This is a genomic window from Pseudomonas entomophila (assembly GCF_029478665.1).
In the GTDB taxonomy this organism is placed as follows: domain Bacteria; phylum Pseudomonadota; class Gammaproteobacteria; order Pseudomonadales; family Pseudomonadaceae; genus Aquipseudomonas; species Aquipseudomonas entomophila_F.
Genome location: NZ_JARPQB010000012.1, coordinates 1 through 17,884, shown reverse-complemented (window position 1 = coordinate 17,884; position 17,884 = coordinate 1). Strand labels below are relative to the sequence as shown.

The 17,884-nt window shown below is 64.4% G+C and carries 18 protein-coding genes, 4 tRNA genes and 1 pseudogene; 13 read left to right on the top strand and 10 right to left on the bottom strand.

Features of this window, described 5'->3' with window-relative positions:
- Positions 1–152 precede the first annotated feature (152 nt).
- The 6 genes from P5705_RS08090 to P5705_RS08065 all read right to left on the bottom strand — a co-directional run bounded on the left by P5705_RS08090 (position 153) and on the right by P5705_RS08065 (position 2,118).
- Positions 153–452, bottom strand: a complete 300-nt coding sequence (locus P5705_RS08090) for a DUF6388 family protein (protein WP_277460329.1) — start codon at positions 450–452, stop codon at positions 153–155.
- A 134-nt stretch (positions 453–586) separates the two neighbouring features.
- On the bottom strand, positions 587–1,366 hold the full coding sequence (locus P5705_RS08085; protein WP_011533111.1) for a class I SAM-dependent methyltransferase: 780 nt from the start codon (positions 1,364–1,366) through the stop codon (positions 587–589).
- A gap of 311 nt (positions 1,367–1,677) precedes the next feature.
- A tRNA-His gene (locus tag P5705_RS08080) sits at positions 1,678–1,753 on the bottom strand.
- 36 nt (positions 1,754–1,789) lie between these two features.
- Positions 1,790–1,874: transfer RNA gene (locus P5705_RS08075), tRNA-Leu, on the bottom strand.
- 56 nt (positions 1,875–1,930) lie between these two features.
- Positions 1,931–2,006, bottom strand: a tRNA-His gene (locus P5705_RS08070).
- Positions 2,007–2,041: 35 nt separating this feature from the next.
- Positions 2,042–2,118, bottom strand: a tRNA-Arg gene (locus P5705_RS08065).
- A gap of 252 nt (positions 2,119–2,370) precedes the next feature.
- On the opposite strand from P5705_RS08065, the gene folD reads away from it, so the two are divergent.
- The 8 genes from folD to P5705_RS08025 all read left to right on the top strand — a co-directional run bounded on the left by folD (position 2,371) and on the right by P5705_RS08025 (position 9,426).
- Positions 2,371–3,225 carry a bifunctional methylenetetrahydrofolate dehydrogenase/methenyltetrahydrofolate cyclohydrolase FolD gene (gene folD, locus P5705_RS08060; protein ID WP_011533109.1) on the top strand — a complete coding sequence of 285 codons (855 nt, stop codon included), beginning with the start codon at positions 2,371–2,373 and terminating at the stop codon, positions 3,223–3,225.
- Between the two features lie 293 nt (positions 3,226–3,518).
- Positions 3,519–4,436 carry a citrulline utilization hydrolase CtlX gene (gene ctlX / locus P5705_RS08055; RefSeq protein WP_277460328.1) on the top strand — a complete coding sequence of 306 codons (918 nt, stop codon included), beginning with the start codon at positions 3,519–3,521 and terminating at the stop codon, positions 4,434–4,436.
- Between the two features lie 19 nt (positions 4,437–4,455).
- Complete coding sequence (locus P5705_RS08050) at positions 4,456–5,502, top strand: ornithine cyclodeaminase (protein WP_277460326.1); 1,047 nt, start codon at positions 4,456–4,458, stop codon at positions 5,500–5,502.
- Between the two features lie 324 nt (positions 5,503–5,826).
- Positions 5,827–6,609, top strand: a complete 783-nt coding sequence (locus tag P5705_RS08045) for an ABC transporter substrate-binding protein (RefSeq protein WP_431196932.1) — start codon at positions 5,827–5,829, stop codon at positions 6,607–6,609.
- A gap of 71 nt (positions 6,610–6,680) precedes the next feature.
- Complete coding sequence (locus P5705_RS08040; protein WP_277460324.1) at positions 6,681–7,388, top strand: ABC transporter permease; 708 nt, start codon at positions 6,681–6,683, stop codon at positions 7,386–7,388.
- The gene (gene hisM, locus P5705_RS08035) at positions 7,385–8,098 is read left to right on the top strand and encodes a histidine ABC transporter permease HisM (protein ID WP_277460323.1); all 714 of its coding nucleotides are present in this window, start codon (positions 7,385–7,387) and stop codon (positions 8,096–8,098) included. Before P5705_RS08040 ends, hisM begins: the two co-directional genes overlap by 4 nt.
- Positions 8,099–8,102: 4 nt before the next feature.
- Positions 8,103–8,921: an ABC transporter ATP-binding protein gene (locus P5705_RS08030; protein WP_277460322.1), complete on the top strand. Its 819-nt coding sequence runs from the start codon at positions 8,103–8,105 to the stop codon at positions 8,919–8,921.
- Between the two features lie 13 nt (positions 8,922–8,934).
- Positions 8,935–9,426: an Lrp/AsnC family transcriptional regulator gene (locus P5705_RS08025; protein WP_213660351.1), complete on the top strand. Its 492-nt coding sequence runs from the start codon at positions 8,935–8,937 to the stop codon at positions 9,424–9,426.
- 140 nt (positions 9,427–9,566) lie between these two features.
- Here the strand turns inward: P5705_RS08025 and P5705_RS08020 are convergent, their stop codons facing one another.
- From P5705_RS08020 to P5705_RS26365, 3 genes and pseudogenes are all read right to left on the bottom strand, one after another.
- On the bottom strand, positions 9,567–11,255 hold the full coding sequence (locus tag P5705_RS08020; protein WP_277460320.1) for a putative bifunctional diguanylate cyclase/phosphodiesterase: 1,689 nt from the start codon (positions 11,253–11,255) through the stop codon (positions 9,567–9,569).
- Between the two features lie 12 nt (positions 11,256–11,267).
- The gene (locus tag P5705_RS08015) at positions 11,268–12,377 is read right to left on the bottom strand and encodes a methyl-accepting chemotaxis protein (protein WP_431196933.1); all 1,110 of its coding nucleotides are present in this window, start codon (positions 12,375–12,377) and stop codon (positions 11,268–11,270) included.
- Between the two features lie 174 nt (positions 12,378–12,551).
- Positions 12,552–12,833, bottom strand: a pseudogene (locus P5705_RS26365) (PAS domain-containing protein); the annotation flags it as partial.
- Positions 12,834–13,109: 276 nt separating this feature from the next.
- On the opposite strand from P5705_RS26365, the gene P5705_RS08010 reads away from it, so the two are divergent.
- From P5705_RS08010 to P5705_RS07995, 4 genes are all read left to right on the top strand, one after another.
- On the top strand, positions 13,110–13,424 hold the full coding sequence (locus tag P5705_RS08010; protein ID WP_213660347.1) for a helix-turn-helix domain-containing protein: 315 nt from the start codon (positions 13,110–13,112) through the stop codon (positions 13,422–13,424).
- 208 nt (positions 13,425–13,632) lie between these two features.
- On the top strand, positions 13,633–14,943 hold the full coding sequence (locus tag P5705_RS08005) for a C4-dicarboxylate transporter DctA (protein WP_240065000.1): 1,311 nt from the start codon (positions 13,633–13,635) through the stop codon (positions 14,941–14,943).
- A 70-nt stretch (positions 14,944–15,013) separates the two neighbouring features.
- Complete coding sequence (locus P5705_RS08000) at positions 15,014–15,715, top strand: FadR/GntR family transcriptional regulator (protein WP_277460317.1); 702 nt, start codon at positions 15,014–15,016, stop codon at positions 15,713–15,715.
- 22 nt (positions 15,716–15,737) lie between these two features.
- Positions 15,738–16,433 (top strand): GntR family transcriptional regulator, encoded by a 696-nt coding sequence (locus P5705_RS07995; RefSeq protein ID WP_277460316.1) that lies wholly within the window; start codon positions 15,738–15,740, stop codon positions 16,431–16,433.
- Positions 16,434–16,451: 18 nt separating this feature from the next.
- Here P5705_RS07995 and P5705_RS07990 read toward each other — a convergent pair whose 3' ends face one another.
- Entirely contained in the window at positions 16,452–17,012 is a 561-nt protein-coding gene (locus P5705_RS07990; RefSeq protein ID WP_277460315.1) for an isochorismatase family protein, read from the bottom strand.
- A gap of 188 nt (positions 17,013–17,200) precedes the next feature.
- Between P5705_RS07990 and P5705_RS07985 the strand changes: the two genes are divergently transcribed.
- Complete coding sequence (locus P5705_RS07985; protein WP_277460311.1) at positions 17,201–17,644, top strand: GNAT family N-acetyltransferase; 444 nt, start codon at positions 17,201–17,203, stop codon at positions 17,642–17,644.
- Positions 17,645–17,884 lie beyond the last annotated feature (240 nt).

Sequence of the window (17,884 nt, the reverse complement as noted above, 5' to 3'; positions counted from 1 at the left end):
CATGACCTATCAGGCATAGGCACGTTGCAACAAATGTAGGAGCGGATTCATCCGCGATGCGCCGCGCGGGCGGCGCTCGATCTCATGACCGCCGCAAGACTATTGCCCCACACCTGGCCGCCTCAACGCGATACCACCGGAAAACCCCAACCCTATTCCGGATCGATCTCATTGAACTGGCAGTACTCTTCCCATTCCATGCCCAGCGCCTCGGCCACCTCACGATGGGTCTCCAGGCGCATGGCCTGCAGTTGCTCCGGCGACTCGGCGATCAACTGCAGCGCATACTCCCACGGCTCGACGCCCTGCTCCTGCGCCGCATCCTCGAACGCCCACTCGATCTGCTGGGCCTGCTCGCGCGCATCCAGCTCACGGATCTCCTCGAGCAATTGCGGATTGGCTTCGGCAAAACGCTGCAATGCCAGGGCCTGGCGCGCTTCTTTGGCAATCATCGGTATTTCCCCTGCCGGCTCCAGGCCGGTATTTCAACCGGCTGAAATCTATCAGCTTTCAGGCTGCCGCCACCAGAGGAAGCACTACCGCCCCACGCAAAGAGCACCAAGGTGACGAAACACCCGCGCAGGAATCAGACGAAACTGACGTTGTGACGTTGAGCGCCATAGACCACGCGCGCCGCCGTGATCAACTGATGAGGGATTTCAACGTAAGGCACATCCGAGTTTGCCAGCGCCATGTCCAGCAGCTGGACCATGACCGAATTACGGCGCACCAGGATCACATCGGACCAATCGGTATTGGTCATCGCGACCGGAATGAAATCGGAGCGCTTCATGAAGCTGCCCAGCGCTTCCAGCACACCCAGGTTCTGCTTGGTGCCATTGACGCTATGGCAGCAGTCATTGAGCATCATCACGCCATCCGGGCCGACCAGTTCCTGGTAGTACATCAGGTCGCGCAGGACGAACTCGTATTGGTGGCTGGCGTCGACATAGACCACGTCGAACTGCTCGATACCTGTCTGCTGGCGCACCTTGTCGATGGCGCCGATGGTGTCGGAGCGGATCACCGTCACATCGGACAGATGGGCAACATTATCCAGGCACTCTTGGTAGAGCTTGTCCCAGGTCGCGTCGTCATGCAGCGAGCCACCATAGTAGTACTCGTACTCGTCCACCGGAGACACCCATGGCGGCAGCTGGTCGAAGGGGCTGTAAGCTTCATTGGACAGCTTGCTCCAGCTGTCGATCAGCACCATGCGCTCCGGCGCCAGCGCCTCGTGCAGCTTGATCGCATTTCCCCCACGCAGCACACCCAGCTCAGCCACTACCGGACGTTTCTCCAGCGCATTGAATACCGCCCCGAGCAGGTGGTACATGTTTTCCCGATACGCGTTACAGACTTTCATGGTCTTTCCTTGTTTTCAGAGAATGGCCACGCCCGTGCATACCAGCGATGGACGCGCGCGCAATAACCAACCCCTAGCAAGAAACCGACCAGCTCCTACTTGCCGCCTGCAACCCTTGCGACACCGGCACTCATTGCACACCTGCTGCCCACTCGCAGGCGGTGCGACGCCAGCGAAATGACGCTCGCGCCAGAATTCCGCCCCGTCGACCCAGGGCGCAGAAACGAAAAATGCCGCGTTCTGCGGCATTTTCACAGGAGACAGAGACAAAAAAGGCGCCTGACCATAGGATCAAGGCGCCTTCTGAAATATGGGGTGGACGATGGGAATCGAACCCACGACAACCGGAATCACAATCCGGCGCTCTACCAACTGAGCTACGCCCACCATAATGCAATATTGCGGTACAAACTTACAGAAACATGGTGCGGACGAAGAGACTCGAACTCTTACAGCTTGCGCCGCTGGAACCTAAATCCAGTGTGTCTACCAATTTCACCACGTCCGCATGACACTCAAAAACAAAGGCGCCGGATCATTCAATCAAGGCGCCCCTGTAGAATCTGGGGTGGACGATGGGAATCGAACCCACGACAACCGGAATCACAATCCGGCGCTCTACCAACTGAGCTACGCCCACCATATTGCGGTACTGCTTACTTGCCCAGGCCTTAATGGCGCACCCGGCAGGACTCGAACCTGCGACCATCCGCTTAGAAGGCGGATGCTCTATCCAGCTGAGCTACGGGCGCTTAAGCTTACAGTCAAGCCGAACAAACCAACCGCTTATTCTGCCCGACCTTGCCAACCCGTGCCAGGCAGTGCCCGACAAGTGCGGCGAATCTTATAGACGACCCTGCAGGGCGTCAACATATTTTTCAAAAAAATATAATTTATTGAAGGGCTTAGGGAATTTGCCCGACCATCCGCCTTTGCCCTCGGGCCGTCTCGTGAGAGAATGCCGCCTTCTTCATGTTCCCTTCTCGATGGTTAATCACGCGTCTATGACTGCACACCTTATCGATGGCAAGGCGATCGCCGCCAACCTGCGCCAGCAGATCGCCCAACGTGTCGCCGAGCGCCGCCAGCAGGGCCTGCGCACACCAGGCCTGGCGGTGATCCTGGTCGGTACCGATCCGGCCTCCCAAGTCTATGTCTCGCACAAGCGCAAGGACTGCGAAGAAGTCGGCTTCATCTCGCAAGCGTTCGACCTGCCCAGCGATACCACGCAGCAAGCCCTGACCGACCTGATCGACCGCCTCAACGACGACCCGGCCGTCGACGGCATCCTGTTGCAGTTGCCGCTGCCGGCACACCTGGATGCCTCGCTGCTGCTCGAGCGCATCCGCCCGGATAAAGACGTCGACGGCTTCCACCCGTACAACATCGGTCGCCTGGCCCAGCGCATTCCCCTGCTGCGCCCCTGCACCCCGAAAGGCATCATGACCCTGCTGGAAAGCACCGGCCAGGACCTGTACGGCATGAACGCAGTGATCGTCGGCGCCTCGAACATCGTCGGTCGCCCCATGGCCATGGAGCTGCTGCTGGCCGGCTGCACCGTGACCGTCTGCCACCGCTTCACCAAGGACCTGGCCGGCCATGTCGGCCGCGCCGACCTGGTGGTGGTCGCCGCCGGCAAGCCGGGCCTGGTCAAGGGTGAGTGGGTCAAGGAAGGCGCCATCGTCATCGACGTCGGCATCAACCGCCAGGAAGACGGCAAGCTGGTGGGCGACGTGGTCTACGAGACCGCCCTGCCCCGCGCGGGCTGGATCACCCCGGTGCCGGGCGGCGTGGGCCCGATGACCCGTGCGTGCCTGCTGGAAAACACCTTGTATGCGGCTGAAGAGCTGCATAAGTAAGTTGTTCAGGCATTAAGAGAAACGGCGCCCTTCGAGGCGCCGTTTCTGTTTGCGCCCCCGTGCAAAGGCCCTGTAGGAGCCAGCCTTGCTGGCGAAACAAGCGCCGCGACGCATGGCACCGGCTGCGCTGGTGTTCGCCGGCAAGGCCGGCGCCTACGAGACGCAACAGCCGATTCGGCTGACGGCCACCCTATTTCAGCTGGTTCCGGCTGCCAGTCATTCACGCTTCAGCCGGGATCTTTTACCGATCCCCTCGACAATGGACACACAGCCCACCCGTGGATGCGTGCCCAATGCAAACAACAAATACCGTCCTCATGATTCGCCCCGCGCGGTTCACCTTCAACCCGGACACCGCGCTCAACAACCGCTTCCAGCAAGCGCCACTGGACCCGGCGACGGCCAGCGAGAAGGCCCTGGAAGAATTCGACGGCTACGTCGAAACCCTGCGCCTGCATGGTGTCGAGGTGCTGGTGGTGCAGGATACGCCCGAGCCCCACACGCCGGATTCGATCTTCCCCAACAACTGGTGGAGCAGCCATGCCGACGGCAGCCTGGTGCTCTACCCGATGGAAGGCCGCAACCGTCGCCTGGAGCGCGACAAGGGGGCCTTGCGCGTACTGGAGGAGCGTTTTGCCATCCAACGCACCGTCGACCTGAGCCCGCTGGAACAGCAGAATCTGTTCCTCGAAGGCACCGGCAGCATGGTTCTCGACCGCGAGCACCGCATCAGCTATGCCTGCCACTCCGGCCGCACCCACGAACACGCCCTGCGCCAGTTCGCCGAACAGCTCGACTACCGCCTGTGCCTGTTCCACGCCGTCGACCGCCAGCACGCTCCGATCTACCACAGCAACGTGATGATGAACGTCGGCCGCCAGTTGGCCGTGGCCTGTCTCGATGCCCTGCCCCACACCACCGAACGCCGCGCCCTCGAACATTCGCTGCGCGATACCGGCAAACAGGTCCTGGCGTTGACCTTCGAGCAGTTGGAGAACTTCGCCGGCAACATGCTCGAAGTCCACGACCGTGACGGTCGCTCGCTGCTGGTGATGTCACGCAGCGCCTGGCGCTCGCTGGACCCGCGACAACGCCACCAGGTGGAGCAGCACAGCCACCCCGTGGTGGTGAATATCGATCATATCGAACGCATCGGTGGCGGCAGCGCACGCTGCATGCTCGCCGAAGTCCACCTGCCCTCGCGCCACTGACTTGAAAAGGAGCCTCATCATGACCCGTTATATCGATGTGCAAGACCTCGCCCACCTGGTCAACCGCAAGGGCCTGCCCACCTGCCTGGAAGAGATGGCCGAGTACATTCGCCAGGACTACCTGCGCTGGCACGACTTCGAGAAGTGCGCGCGCCTGGCCAACCACTCGCCTGACGGGGTGATCGAGCTGATGCCGGTGTCCGACGCCAACCTGTACGCCTTCAAGTACGTCAACGGGCATCCGAAGAACACCCACAACGGCCTGCTCACGGTAATGGCCTTCGGTGCCCTGGGCGATGTCGACACCGGCACGCCGGTGCTGCTCAGCGAGATGACCCTGACCACCGCGATCCGCACCGCCGCCACTTCGGCCCTGGCCGCCCGCTACCTGGCGCGCCCGGACAGCAAGCGCATGGCGCTGATCGGCAACGGCTCGCAAAGCGAATTCCAGGCGATCGCCTTCCACACGCTGCTGGGCATCGACGAGATTCGCCTGTTCGACATCGACCGTGCGGCAAGTGAAAAACTGGCCGCCAACCTGGCGGGCTATCCAGCCCTCAAGCTGACCATCGCCAACAACGTGGCCGAAGCGGTGCGCGGCGCCGACATCGTCACCACGGTGACCGCGGACAAGGCCTACGCCACCATCCTCACCCCAGAGATGATCGAGCCGGGCATGCACCTCAATGCGGTCGGTGGCGACTGCCCAGGCAAGACCGAGCTGCACCGCGACATCGTCGAGCGTGCGCGGGTGATCGTCGAGTACGAGCCACAAAGCCGTATCGAGGGCGAGATCCAGCAGATGCCGAGCGACTCGCCGACCACCGAGTTCTGGGAAGTCGTCGAAGGCCGCGTGGTGGGCCGCGAGAACGCTACGCAGGTAACCCTGTTCGATTCGGTCGGGTTTGCCCTGGAGGACTACTCGGCGCTGCGTTATGTGCTGGATGTGGCCCGGGCGCTGGATATCGGGCATGACATCGCGCTGGTGCCTGCACTTGAGAACCCGAAAGACCTGTTCGCCTTGCTGCAGCCCACCGCGGCACGAGCCAAGGCCAACGCAGCCTGATTGCCCCTTGTAGGAGCGGCTTCAGCCGCGATGCAGACGCCGCGGTGCCTGGCACCCGCTTCGCGGGTGATCGCGGCTGAAGCCGCTCCTACGGGGCGCGCTGGATACGCGGAATCCGCTGTCGCACTTCCATAAATCTTTGTCGGAACAGCCGATTCCGCTGCCACGAGGAGCCTAACAGCCGATTCCGGCACCCCGCGCGCTAGCAAACGACACAAAAAACCGGTCTATCTCGCGCATCCTGAGCCCGACCCATGAGTCACCGACGGACCTACACGCGGTAATCGCCCTACTACCAATAACAACACCCAGGGACCCAAGACCATGCTCTCCATGCGAAAACGCCTCGGCGTGCTGCTGTTCTCGCTGTGTGCCACCACCGTTTCCCACGCCAAGGAATGGACCGAGATCCGCTTCGGCGTCTACCCCGAGTACCCCCCCTTCGAATCCGTTGCCGCCGATGGCAGCCTGCAAGGCTTCGACATCGAACTGGGCAACGCCATCTGCTTGAAACTGCAAGTCAAATGCACCTGGGTGCACAACGAATTCGACGGCATGATCCCCGCCCTGCGTGCACGCAAGTTCGACGCCATCATGTCGTCGATGGCGGTTACACCGGCGCGCCTGAAACAGATCGACTTCACCCACAAGCTGTTCCTCAGCCCGACCTCGGTGATCGTGCGCAAGTCGGCCGCTTTCGGCGACACGGTCGAATCGCTCAAGGGCAAGCAGGTCGGCGTGCTGCAGGGTTCGCTGCAGGAGGCCTATGCCCGCGCCGTGCTGGCGCCGCTGGGGGCGCAGGTCAGGGCCTACCAGGCCCAGGACCAGAACTACGCCGACCTGATGAACGGGCGCCTCGATGCCACCGTCACCGACAAGCTCGAGGCCCAGCTCAACTTCCTCTCCAAGCCTGAAGGCGCCGACTTCAAGAGCGGCCCGGCGATCAAGGACCCGACCCTGCCGCTGGACATCGCCATGGGTTTGCGCAAGACCGACCCGGAGCTCAAGGCCCTGCTCGACAAGGGTATCGCCATGATCCATGCCGATGGCACCTATGCCGAGATCCAGAAGAAGTATGTCGGCGACCTGGACATCTACAACGAGTGACCCGGCAGGCTGCCCGCTCCCTTAGGGGGAGCGGGCTTGCCCCGCGATAGCCTCCCCGCGAGATTCCGCCCATGCACGATTTCCTCACAAGCGGCCTGCAAGGCTTCGGCCCGCTGCTGGCCCAAGGCACCTGGATGACGATCAAGCTGGCCTTGTTGTCGCTGGCCCTGAGCCTGTTGCTCGGCCTGCTCGGCGCCAGCGCCAAGCTGTCCCGCTCACCCCTGCTGCGCGTACCGGCCACCCTCTACACCACGCTGATCCGCAGCGTTCCCGACCTGGTACTGATCCTGCTGATCTTCTACAGCATGCAGATCTGGCTCAACGACCTGACCGAGGCGCTGGGCTGGGACTACGTGGAGATCGACCCGTTCGGCGCCGGGGTGATCACCCTCGGTTTCATTTATGGCGCCTACTTCACCGAGAACTTCCGTGGCGCCATCCTCAGCGTGCCGGCCGGCCAGCTGGAGGCGGCCACCGCCTATGGCCTGAGCCGCGCCCAGCGCTTTCGCCTGGTGCTGTTCCCGCAACTGATGCGCTTCGCCCTGCCGGGGCTGGGCAACAACTGGCTGGTACTGCTCAAGTCCACCGCACTGGTCTCGATCATCGGCCTGGCCGACCTGGTCAAGGCCGCGCAGAACGCCGGCAAGACCACCAACGACGTGCTGTTCTTCCTGAGCCTGGCGGGGCTGGTCTACCTGCTCATCACCACCCTCTCCAACCGCCTGTTCAGGCACCTTGAGCGGCGCTACAACATCGGCATCAAGGAGCTGGCGCGATGATCGAACTCCTTCAGGAATATGGCCTGGCCTACCTGTACAGCGATGGCAACGGCCTGTCGGGGCTGGCCATGACCCTCTGGCTGTTTGTCGCCAGCATGGTCCTGGGCCTGGCGCTCTCCCTGCCCCTGGCCCTGGCCCGGGCCTCGCGCAACGCCTGGCTGCGCCTGCCGGTGCAGCTGTACACCTTCGTGTTCCGCGGCACGCCGCTCTATATCCAGTTGCTGATCTGCTACACCGGCCTCTATAGCCTGCAGGTGGTGCGCGAGCACGCTCTGCTCGACCAGTTCTTCCGAAACGCGATCAACTGCACATTGCTGGCGTTCGTGCTCAACACCTGCGCCTACACCGTGGAAATCTTCGCCGGAGCCATCCGCAACCTGCCGGCCGGTGAGCTGGAGGCAGCCCAGGCTTATGGGCTCAGAGGCTGGAAGCTCAACCTGTTCCTGGTATTGCCTGCCGCCCTGCGCCGCTCGCTGCCGGCCTACAGCAACGAACTGATCCTGATGCTGCACGCCACCTCGCTGGCCTTCACCGCCACCGTCGCCGACATCCTCAAGGTGGCCCGCGACGCCAATGCCGCGACCTTCCTGACCTTCCAGGCCTTTGGTGTGGCCGCCCTGCTGTACATGCTGCTGTCCTTCGCCCTGGTCGGCCTGTTCCGACTGGCCGAGCGCCGCTGGATGCGCTTCCTTGTCCCTGCCCGAGGCTGATTTCATGACTGCTACCGCATTGCCACTCAACTCCTTCGAACAGGCCCCGGCAGCGCGTGCCCATGCCGGCGCCATCAAGCTCAGCGTCGAGGGCCTGCACAAGCACTACGGCGATCACCAGGTGCTCAAGGGCGTCTCGTTGCAGGCGCGCAAGGGCGACGTGATCAGCCTGATCGGCGCCAGCGGCTCGGGCAAGAGCACCTTCCTGCGCTGCATCAACTTCCTCGAGCAGCCCGACGCCGGCAGCATCACCCTCGACGGCCAGACCCTGGAGATCCACCCCGGCACCCGCACCCCGCCACCGGCCCAGTTGCAGAACCTGCGCACGCGCCTGGCCATGGTGTTCCAGCACTTCAACCTGTGGAGCCACCTCACGGTGCTGGAGAACATCTGCCTGGCGCCGCGCAAGGTGCTGGGCGTCAGTGCCAGCGAAGCCGAGGCCCGAGCCCGCAAATACCTGGACAAGGTCGGCCTGCCGGCGCGCGCCGCCGAGCAGTACCCGGCGTTCCTCTCCGGCGGCCAGCAACAACGCGTGGCCATTGCCCGGGCGCTGGCCATGGAGCCGGAGATCATCCTCTTCGACGAACCCACCTCGGCCCTCGACCCGGAGCTGGTCGGCGAGGTGCTCAAGGTGATACAGACGCTCGCCGAGGAAGGACGTACCATGCTCATGGTCACCCATGAAATGGGGTTCGCCCGCCAGGTGTCGAGCCAGGTGCTGTTCCTGCACCAGGGCCTGGTCGAAGAGCACGGCAGCGCCGAGATCCTCGACCGGCCACAGAGCGAGCGCCTGCGGCAGTTCCTCTCCAACCGCCTCAAGTGAAGTCACGCCGTATATGGATACCAAGGCCACTAGCACCGCCGTCGCACCACTGGATCGCATCGATGAAGCCATCATCGACGTGCTGCGCCACCAGGGAAGGATCACCTATGAAAAGCTCTCCACCCTCGTGCACCTGACGCCCAGGCCCTGCCTGGAACGGGTGCGCAAGCTGGAACGGCGCGGCGTTATCCGCGGCTACGGGGCGATCATCGACCTGCAGCAGGTCTCGCCCGGCCTGTCATTGCTGGTGCTGGTGGCGCTGTCCAACCAGAGCGGGCGCTCCGCGCAGAAGGCCTTCGAAGCCACTGTGCGGGCCTGCCCGCAGGTGTACGAATGCCAGCTGATCAGCGGCCACTTCGACTACAGCCTGCGCATGCGCTGCCGCGACATGGAGCATTACCGGGTATTGACCGAAACCTGGATGAACAACGACGAGTTGCACATCGACAAGCTGGTCGCCCATCCGGAGCTGGCGGCGGTCAAAAGCACGGCGCCCCTGGCTTGACCACCACGCAGCCCGCCGGGTGCTACCGATGGCGCCAGGGCGGGCACTGCGAGGCTCGTTGCTCGACGCCCCAGGTACCCCCGGCGCAACGCTGACCTGCGACCTACACGCCGGCGGAGGGGCGCATGGCCCTCCCCGCCTCAACCCGCCAGCCACTCCGGAGGCTGGCGATAACCGGCCACCCACTCGACTACCTCGCCCGCCGGCATGGGCCGCGCAATGCCATAGCCTTGGGCCAGCTCGCAACCCAGACCCATCAGCACCCGCCCGTGCTCGACGGTTTCCACCCCTTCGGCAATCACTGCTCGGCCGAACGCACGCGCCAGGCCGATCACCGCACCGGCAAGGGCCAGGTCGTCGTGGTCATGCAGGATGTCGCGCACGAACGACTTGTCGATCTTGATGGTCTGTGCCGGCAAGCGCTTGAGGTAGCTCAGCGATGAATAGCCTGTGCCAAAGTCGTCCAGCGAGAAGCGCACACCCAGGGCACGACAGGCATCCAGGCAGTGGCCGACCCGCGCCAGGTTGTCGATGGCCACCGACTCGACGATCTCCAGGTCCAGTTGCGCCGGGTCCACGCCGGGGTGGCGCTCGAGAAGCCGCGCCAGACGCTGGGAAAAGTCACCACGCTGTAACTGGCGGGCGGCGATGTTGACACTCAAGGACCATCCCCGCCCTTCCTGCCGCCATTGACCCAGCTGGGCCAGCGCCTGCTCGATGACCCACTCTCCCAGCTCCACGATCAGGTCGGTCTGCTCCACCAACGGCAGGAACTCGCCCGGCGGCACCGGCCCCTTGGTGGGGTGCATCCAGCGCAACAACGCTTCGAAACCGATCACCTGCCCGCTGCGCATGTTCACCTTCGGTTGGTAGTGCAGGCACAGCTCACCCTGGCGCATGGCCTGGCGCACCCGCGCCACGGTCTGGTGCGTGGCCTTGAGCTCCAGCTCCTGGGACACGTCGAACAGGTGGTAGCGGTTGCGCCCTTGCTGCTTGGCCACGTACATCGCCTGGTCGGCGTGGCGCACCAGGGTGTCGGCGTCCTCGTCGTCCTGGGGGAACAAGGTGACGCCGATGCTCGCGCTGAGGGTCAGGGCGTGTTCCCGGACCACGTAGGGTGCCGCCAGCGACAGCAGTACCCGTTGCAGCGCGGCATGCAACTGACGAGGGCCTTCGATGTGGCGCAGGATCAGCACGAACTCATCGCCCGACAGCCGCGCCACCGCATCGCCGCCGCGCAGGATGCCCTGCAGGCGCTGCGCCACCTCGACCAGCAGCAGGTCGCCGGTGGCATGGCCATAGCCATCGTTGACCGCCTTGAAACCATCCAGGTCGAGCATGCACACCGCCAGCGGGATGCGCTCGCGGCGCGAGAACGCCAGGGCCTGGTTGAGCAGGTCGGACAGGTACGCGCGGTTGGGCAGCCCGGTCAGCACGTCATGGCCCACACGCCACTGCAAGGTGTGCAGCAACTGGCGCTTCTCGGTGACGTCGAAGCGGATCGACACGTACTTGTGCACCTTGCCGCTGTGCGGGTCGATCAGCGGCACCATGGTGCTGTCGACCCAGTACAGCGAGCCATCCTTGGCGCGGTTGCAGATCTCGCCTTTCCACACCCGACCAGCCGCCAGGGCGTTCCACATATCGAAGAAGAACGCCGGCTCATGCAACCCGGAATTGAGAATACGGTGGTTGGCGCCCAGCAGCTCCTCGCGGCTGTAGCCGGAGATACTGCAGAACTGCTGGTTGACGTAGGTGATACGCCCGCGCAGGTCGGTCTCGGAAAAGATCGCGGCCGCATCCACGGCCGCGCGGTAGATATCATCCATAAATAGCCCGCCCTAGCGGTTGAAACGCTCCACCAGGGCGCGCAGCCCGGCACAGACCTGCTCGAGCTCGGCGCCGCGTGAAGCGGCGGCATTGGCCCGTCGGGCGCTCTGCTGCACCGTGCCGGCCACACCGTTGATCTGTCGCGAAACGTCCTCGGCCACCGCCGACTGCTCCTGGGAAGCGGCGGCCATCTGCTGGCTCATGTCGCTGATGCGCAGCACGGCCTGGCGGATACCTTGCAGCGCCTGCTGGGCCTGGGCGACCTGGGAGACCCCCTGCTCCGCGCCTGCGAGACCCTGGCTGGCGATGCTCACCGCCTGCCCGGCACCACTGCGCAGGCTGTCGATGATCGCCTGGATATGCAAAGTGGACTGGCGGGTCTTGTCGGCCAGCGCGCGCACCTCGTCGGCGACCACCGCGAAACCGCGCCCCTGCTCGCCGGCCCGCGCCGCCTCGATCGCAGCATTGAGCGCCAGCAGGTTGGTCTGCTCGGCAATGGCGCGGATCATCCCGGCTGCCTCGGCGATATCACCGGTCTGACCGGCCAGGTCGTTGACCGCCTGGTTGATCTGCCCGACCGTGCCGGCCAGCTCGCGAATCGCCGCGCCGCTGGCGTCGGCGACCTGGCTGCCCTGCTCGGCGAGCAGGTGCGCGGTGTGCGCCTCCTGCGCCGTCAACTGCACGTGGCCGGCGACTTCGCCGATGGAAGCGGCCATCTCGGTCATGGCGGTGGCGGTCAGGTCGGTCTCGGCACGCTGCTCGAGCAAGGCCGACTCGGTACCGCGGGACAGGCGCCCGGCATCCAGGGCGGCCTCGGCCATCTGCGCGGCCAGGTCGCTGAGACGGGTAAGCGCGGTCTTCAGCCGCGCCTCTTCGCTGATCAGGATCAGCTCCAACTGCCCGGCCGCACCCGGCAGGTCGCTATAGGTCAGCGCCGCGACCGGATCGCTGAAGGTATTGCCCGCGCCATCCGCGATGCGCCGCAGGTGACGACCGATCCGGCTTTGCGCCCAGGCCCCGACACCGGCGAACAGTGCCAGGGTCAGGCCTTGGGCCGCCAGGCCCGGCCACAGCTGATTGACGCCGATGGCCAGCGCGCCACCAAGCAATGGCAGGGTCATGCCGCGTGCCAGCAGGGCCAGGCGGCGTGCCGGTGACAGCACCGCCTTGCCCGCGCGCAACCGTGCATACAGCGCTTCGGCCCGGGCGATCTGCTCGCGGCTGGGGCGCACGCGCACCGATTCGTAGCCGACCACCCGGCCCTGCTCCAGGATCGGCGTGACGTAGGCGTTCACCCAGTAGAAATTGCCGTTGCGGCAGCGGTTCTTGACGATCCCCATCCAGCTGCGGCCGGCCTTGAGGTATTGCCACATCAGCTCGAACACCGCTTCGGGCATGTCCGGGTGACGCACCAGGTTGTGCGGGCTGCCGATCAGCTCATCCTGGCTGTAGCCGCTGATGGCGGCGAACTCGGCATTGCAGTAGGTGATCAGGCTGGCCGTGTCGGTCGCCGAGATGAGCCGCTGATGCTCGGGAAAGCTTTGCTCGACCGGATTGACCGGCAGGTTCAGACGCACGATGAGACTCCCTTCATAGGCGGTCCGACGAATGGCCTGGCGCGTGGCCAGGGGTGCCGGAACCGTTCATCCCGGATCAGTTCCAATGTTCGACAACAGGCTCACGCAAGCCGACAGATGGCCGGATCACCTTGGACAATTGCTTGAATGGCTGACCAATCAAAGCGGCGGATTCTACGAATTCCATCACACTTTGCAAATAAAGGTGATGGATCATAGCGTTGCACTGTATCGACAGATATCGTTAAGTGCTTGATTCTAAATGGGAATTAAGCGATGACCAGAACAGGCCTCGGCCCTGCCCTGCGCCGCTACCGCAAGCTGGCGAGCCTCACGCAGGCGCAACTGGGCGAACGCACCGGCTTCGACCCCAAGACCATAAGCCGCTTCGAAACCGGCACGTACACCCCCAGCATCGAGGCGCTGATGAACTTCGCCGAAGCGCTGGGGGTGAAACCCAAAGTCTTTTTCGCCGAGCCGGACGACGAAGAAGAGCAACGCGCCTACCTGTTCGGCGTCATCCACAATGCCCCGCCCAAGGACCTCGGCAAACTGATCGCCGCCGTCGATCAGGCCCTGTCCAAACCCTGAAATCCCCCATGCACCACGCTAGAGCAGGTTCTCCGTCGATGCACCACAACTGGTCAGACCGGTCAGGCCAAAAAGTCTTGCAATGTCCAAATTTTCGGCGTTTCATGGCCCTCGCAGTGAACAAACCGGTAAGACCACAATAATTAAGTCCTGCACTCTTTCGCTCCGTGTGGCTGGGGGGCAAGGACACCGACCAGAGACTCCTCCCATGCTCAAATGGTGTTCGCGTTCGATCTTCCTCCAGGTAGTGCTCGGCCTTGCCCTCGGCATCGTCTGCGGCCTGAGCTTCCCCGACCTCTCCCTACAACTCAAACCCCTGGGTGACGGCTTCATCAAGCTGATCAAGATGCTTATCGGCCTGATCGTGTTCTGCGTGGTGGTCAGCGGCATTTCCGGCGCCGGCGACCTGAAGAAGGTCGGGCGCATTGGCCTCAAGTCAGTGATCTACTTCGAAGTGCTGACCACCCTGGCGCTGGTGATCGGCCTGGTGTTCGCCTTCAGCAGCGGCATCGGCAGTGGCGCCAACATCCACCTGGACCAGCTGTCCAGCGCCGATGCCGGTGCCCTCGCCGAGCGCGGCCAGCACATCCACGGCACGGCCACGTTCCTGATGGACCTGATCCCGACCTCGGTGGTCGGCGCCTTCGCCGACAACAACATCCTCCAGGTACTGCTGTTCTCGGTGCTGTTCGGCAGCGCGCTGAACCTGGTCGGTGAATCGGCCTCGGGCATCTCGCGGCTGATCAACGAACTGAGCCACGTGGTGTTCCGCATCATGGGCATGATCGTGCGCCTGGCCCCCATCGGCGTGTTCGGCGCCATCGCCTTCACCACCAGTAAATATGGCCTGAGCTCGCTGCAGCACCTGGGCGGCCTGGTCGCGCTGTTCTACCTGACCTGCGCCGGTTTCGTGCTGATCGTGCTGGGCACGGTGATGCGTATTTCCGGCCTCAAGCTGCTGCCGTTCATCAAGTACCTGCGTGAAGAGCTGACCATCGTGCTCGGCACCGCTTCGTCCGACGCCGTGCTACCCCAGGTGATGCGCAAGCTCGAGCACCTGGGGATCGGCAGCTCCACCGTCGGCCTGGTGATCCCCACCGGCTACTCGTTCAACCTCGATGGCTTCTCCATCTACCTCACCCTGGCCATCGTGTTCATCGCCAACGCCACCGGCACACCGCTGGCCATGACCGACCTGCTGACCATTCTTCTGGTGTCGCTGGTGACTTCCAAGGGCGCCCACGGCATCCCAGGCTCGGCGCTGGTGATTCTCGCCGCCACCCTGACCGCCGTGCCGGCGATCCCGGTGGTGGGCCTGGTGCTGGTGCTGGCGGTGGACTGGTTCATGGGCATCGGCCGGGCACTGACCAACCTGATCGGCAACTGCGTCGCCACCGTGGCCATCGCGCGCTGGGAGAAAGATATCGACCTGGAGCGTGCGCACAATGTACTGGCCAACAAACCGGGCTTCGCGCCAATAACCCGCAAGCAGGGCCAACCCCATCAACAGGAATTCTGAGCCACGCGAGGCCGGCGCCCGGCGCCGGCCCGCCAGACGCGAAGATGCGGCGTCAACCAAGGAGCGAAACGTGATCAGCTCGTCGACGGTAGTCAATTCAGTGGTGGAGAAACTCCGCCAGGCCCTGGCCCGTGGCCAGTGGCGCAGCGGCGACATGCTGCCCGGCCAGCGCGAGCTGGCCGAGCAGTTGGGCATCAGCCGCCCCAGCCTGCGCGAGGCGGTCATCGTGCTGGAAACCCTGGGCCTGGTGCGCTCGATGCCGGGCAAGGGGGTGCTGGTGCTGGACGCCGACAGCGCCCAGGCCCAGGAGCCGGAAGCCATCGCCGCCGCCAGCCTGGCCGACGTACTGGAACTGCGCTACACCCTCGAACCCTTCATCGCCGGGCTGGTCGCGCAATCGGCGGGCAGCCAGGACATCGGCCAGTTGCGCCTGACCCTGATGGACATGCGCGAGGCCCTCGACGCCCGTGACAGCGAGGCCGGCATCAATGCCTACATCGCCTTCCACGAGGCGCTGTTCGCCCTGACCACCAACCCGATCTTCCAGAGCGTGGTGCAGCAGACCGGCAACGCCCTCAAGCAAAGCGCCGAGATGCTGCGCAACTCGCCCGAACACCTGGCCGCGCGCCTGAGCGAGAACGAGGCCGTGGTGCGGGCCATCCGCGAGCGCAACAGCGCCAAGGCCAGCCAGCAGATGCGCCTGCACATTCTCGCCGAGGGCCAGCGCATGGGCATCGCCCTGAACATTCCGGACGACCAGCCGGGCACCTGAATAAAGAAGAAGGAGAGCGACCATGACCGCCTGCGCCCAAGCCGCCCCCCGCCTGCCCGCCCTGCTCGGCGCAGGTGAAACCCGCCTGTCGGCCGAGCAGATCTACCCGCGCCTGTTCGACGCCATCCTCGAACAGCGCCTGCCACCGGGCACCGCGCTGCCCGAGCAGGCCCTCGGCAATGCCTTCGGGGTCAGCCGCACGGTGATCCGCCGGGTGCTTGGCCGCCTGTCCGACCAGCAGGTGATCGTGCAGCGCCCCAGCCACACCGCGCAGCTGGCGGCGCCCGATGCGCAGCAGGCGCGCCAGGTGCTCAGTGCCCGGCGCCTGGCAGAAACCACATTGATCGGCCTGGCCACCCAGCGTGCCCGGCCGGCGCAGATCCGCCAGTTGCGCCAGTTGGTCGAGCGTGAACGCCACCACCACGAGCAAGGCCAGCGCTGCACGGCGATCCGCCTGGGCGGCGAGTTCCACATGAAGCTCGCGCAGATGGCCGCCAATGCACCGCTGGCGCGCTTTCTCAATGGCCTGGTGCCGATGACCTCGCTGATCATTGCCCGCTATGAGTCGCCCTGCTGCGAACACTGCGCCTGGCAGGAACACGCGGCCATCATCGATGCAGTGGAAAGCGGCGACAGCGAGGCCGCGCTGGCCTTGATGCACGAACACCTCGACCGCCTCGAAGCCAAGCTCGACCTGGACCAACAGCCTCCCTTGTAGGCGCCAGCTTGCTGGCGCCTACAGGAAAACCACGGCATCGACGCCCGGCAAGATCACCACCTCATCCCCCAACGACCATTCCGCCGCCCGCGCCGCCAGTGCCGCGGGCACACCCGGCGAACCACCCGGTCCGGGCGGCACGTCATAGGTGGCATGGGCATCGTGGGGCAGCAGCACGTCAAAGCCACGCTGCAAGGCGGCACGGGCAGTGGCCGCCAGGCACATCTCCGACAGCAGGCCGCACAGGGCCAGGCGCTGCACGTCCAGCTCACGCAACAACGCTTCCAGCCGGGTTTCGGCGAACCCGTCATCCTCGCATTTGAACAGCACGTGCTCGCCTCGGGCTGGCGGAAAATACAGCGACCAACCGGCGCTGTGCGGGGCATCCGGCGTACCGGGAGCACCATCGTTCTGCAGGAAGATCACCGGCACGCCGGCCGCGCGCGCCCGGGCCAACAGGCGGGCGATGCTCACCTGCAAGGCCAGGTGGCCCGGAACGGCGTCCTGGCCTTGCATGAACGCGCATTGCACATCCACCAACAGCAGAGCGTCGGCTTGAGGAACAGAGGTGGCTGCCACGCGTGTCTCCAGATTCAAGGACCGGAATGCGAGCATAGCGCAGTGGCCTTTCAGGCCAGTACCATGCCACCCGAAGCACGTCCTGTAGGAGCCGGCCTTGCCGGCGAACAGGCCTGTACAGTCAGCACACACCTCTGATCCCGAAAGGATGCGCGAACACCATGAGACCCTTTTCATCTGGAGACACCATGAACCACAGCATCGTGCCGGTGGGCACGGAACACTACGACCGCCTCACCGAGCTCTGGGAAGCCTCGGTACGGGCGACCCACGACTTTCTGCCTGAAGGCTATATAGAACGCCTGCGCCCGCTGGTGCGCGAGCAGTACCTGGGTTTCGTCGAGCTGCGCGCCTGGCGCGATGATGACGGACGCATCCACGGCTTTGCCGGCGTGCATGACGGCAAGCTGGAAATGCTCTTCGTCGATCCCGCCTGCCGTGGCCAGGGTATCGGCAAGGCACTGCTGGCCAGCGTGGTCGATGAGCTGGGTGTGCGGGAGGTGGACGTCAATGAGCAGAATCCGCAGGCAGTGGGGTTCTACCTGAAGCAGGGGTTCGTCCAGGTCGGACGCTCCGAGGTGGATGGGCAGGGTGATCCGTACCCGTTGCTGCACCTGAAGCTGGAGGGCTGAGCATGTCGTTCAAGCCTGCAAAAGGGGCCGCTTCGCGGCCCATCGCGGGTATTGCGCGGTACCTGTAGGAGCGGGTTTACCCGCGATGAGGCCCTCAGGCCCAATCTATACTTCGGATAAATCACCAGCGGCCTCTTACCAAGGAGGCAATCCACGTGAAATCCCTCCTCGTGGCATTCGCGCTCTGCCTGCTGCTGGCCGTCGCCGGCTGCGCCGGTAAACGCCCACCTGCCCCACCCC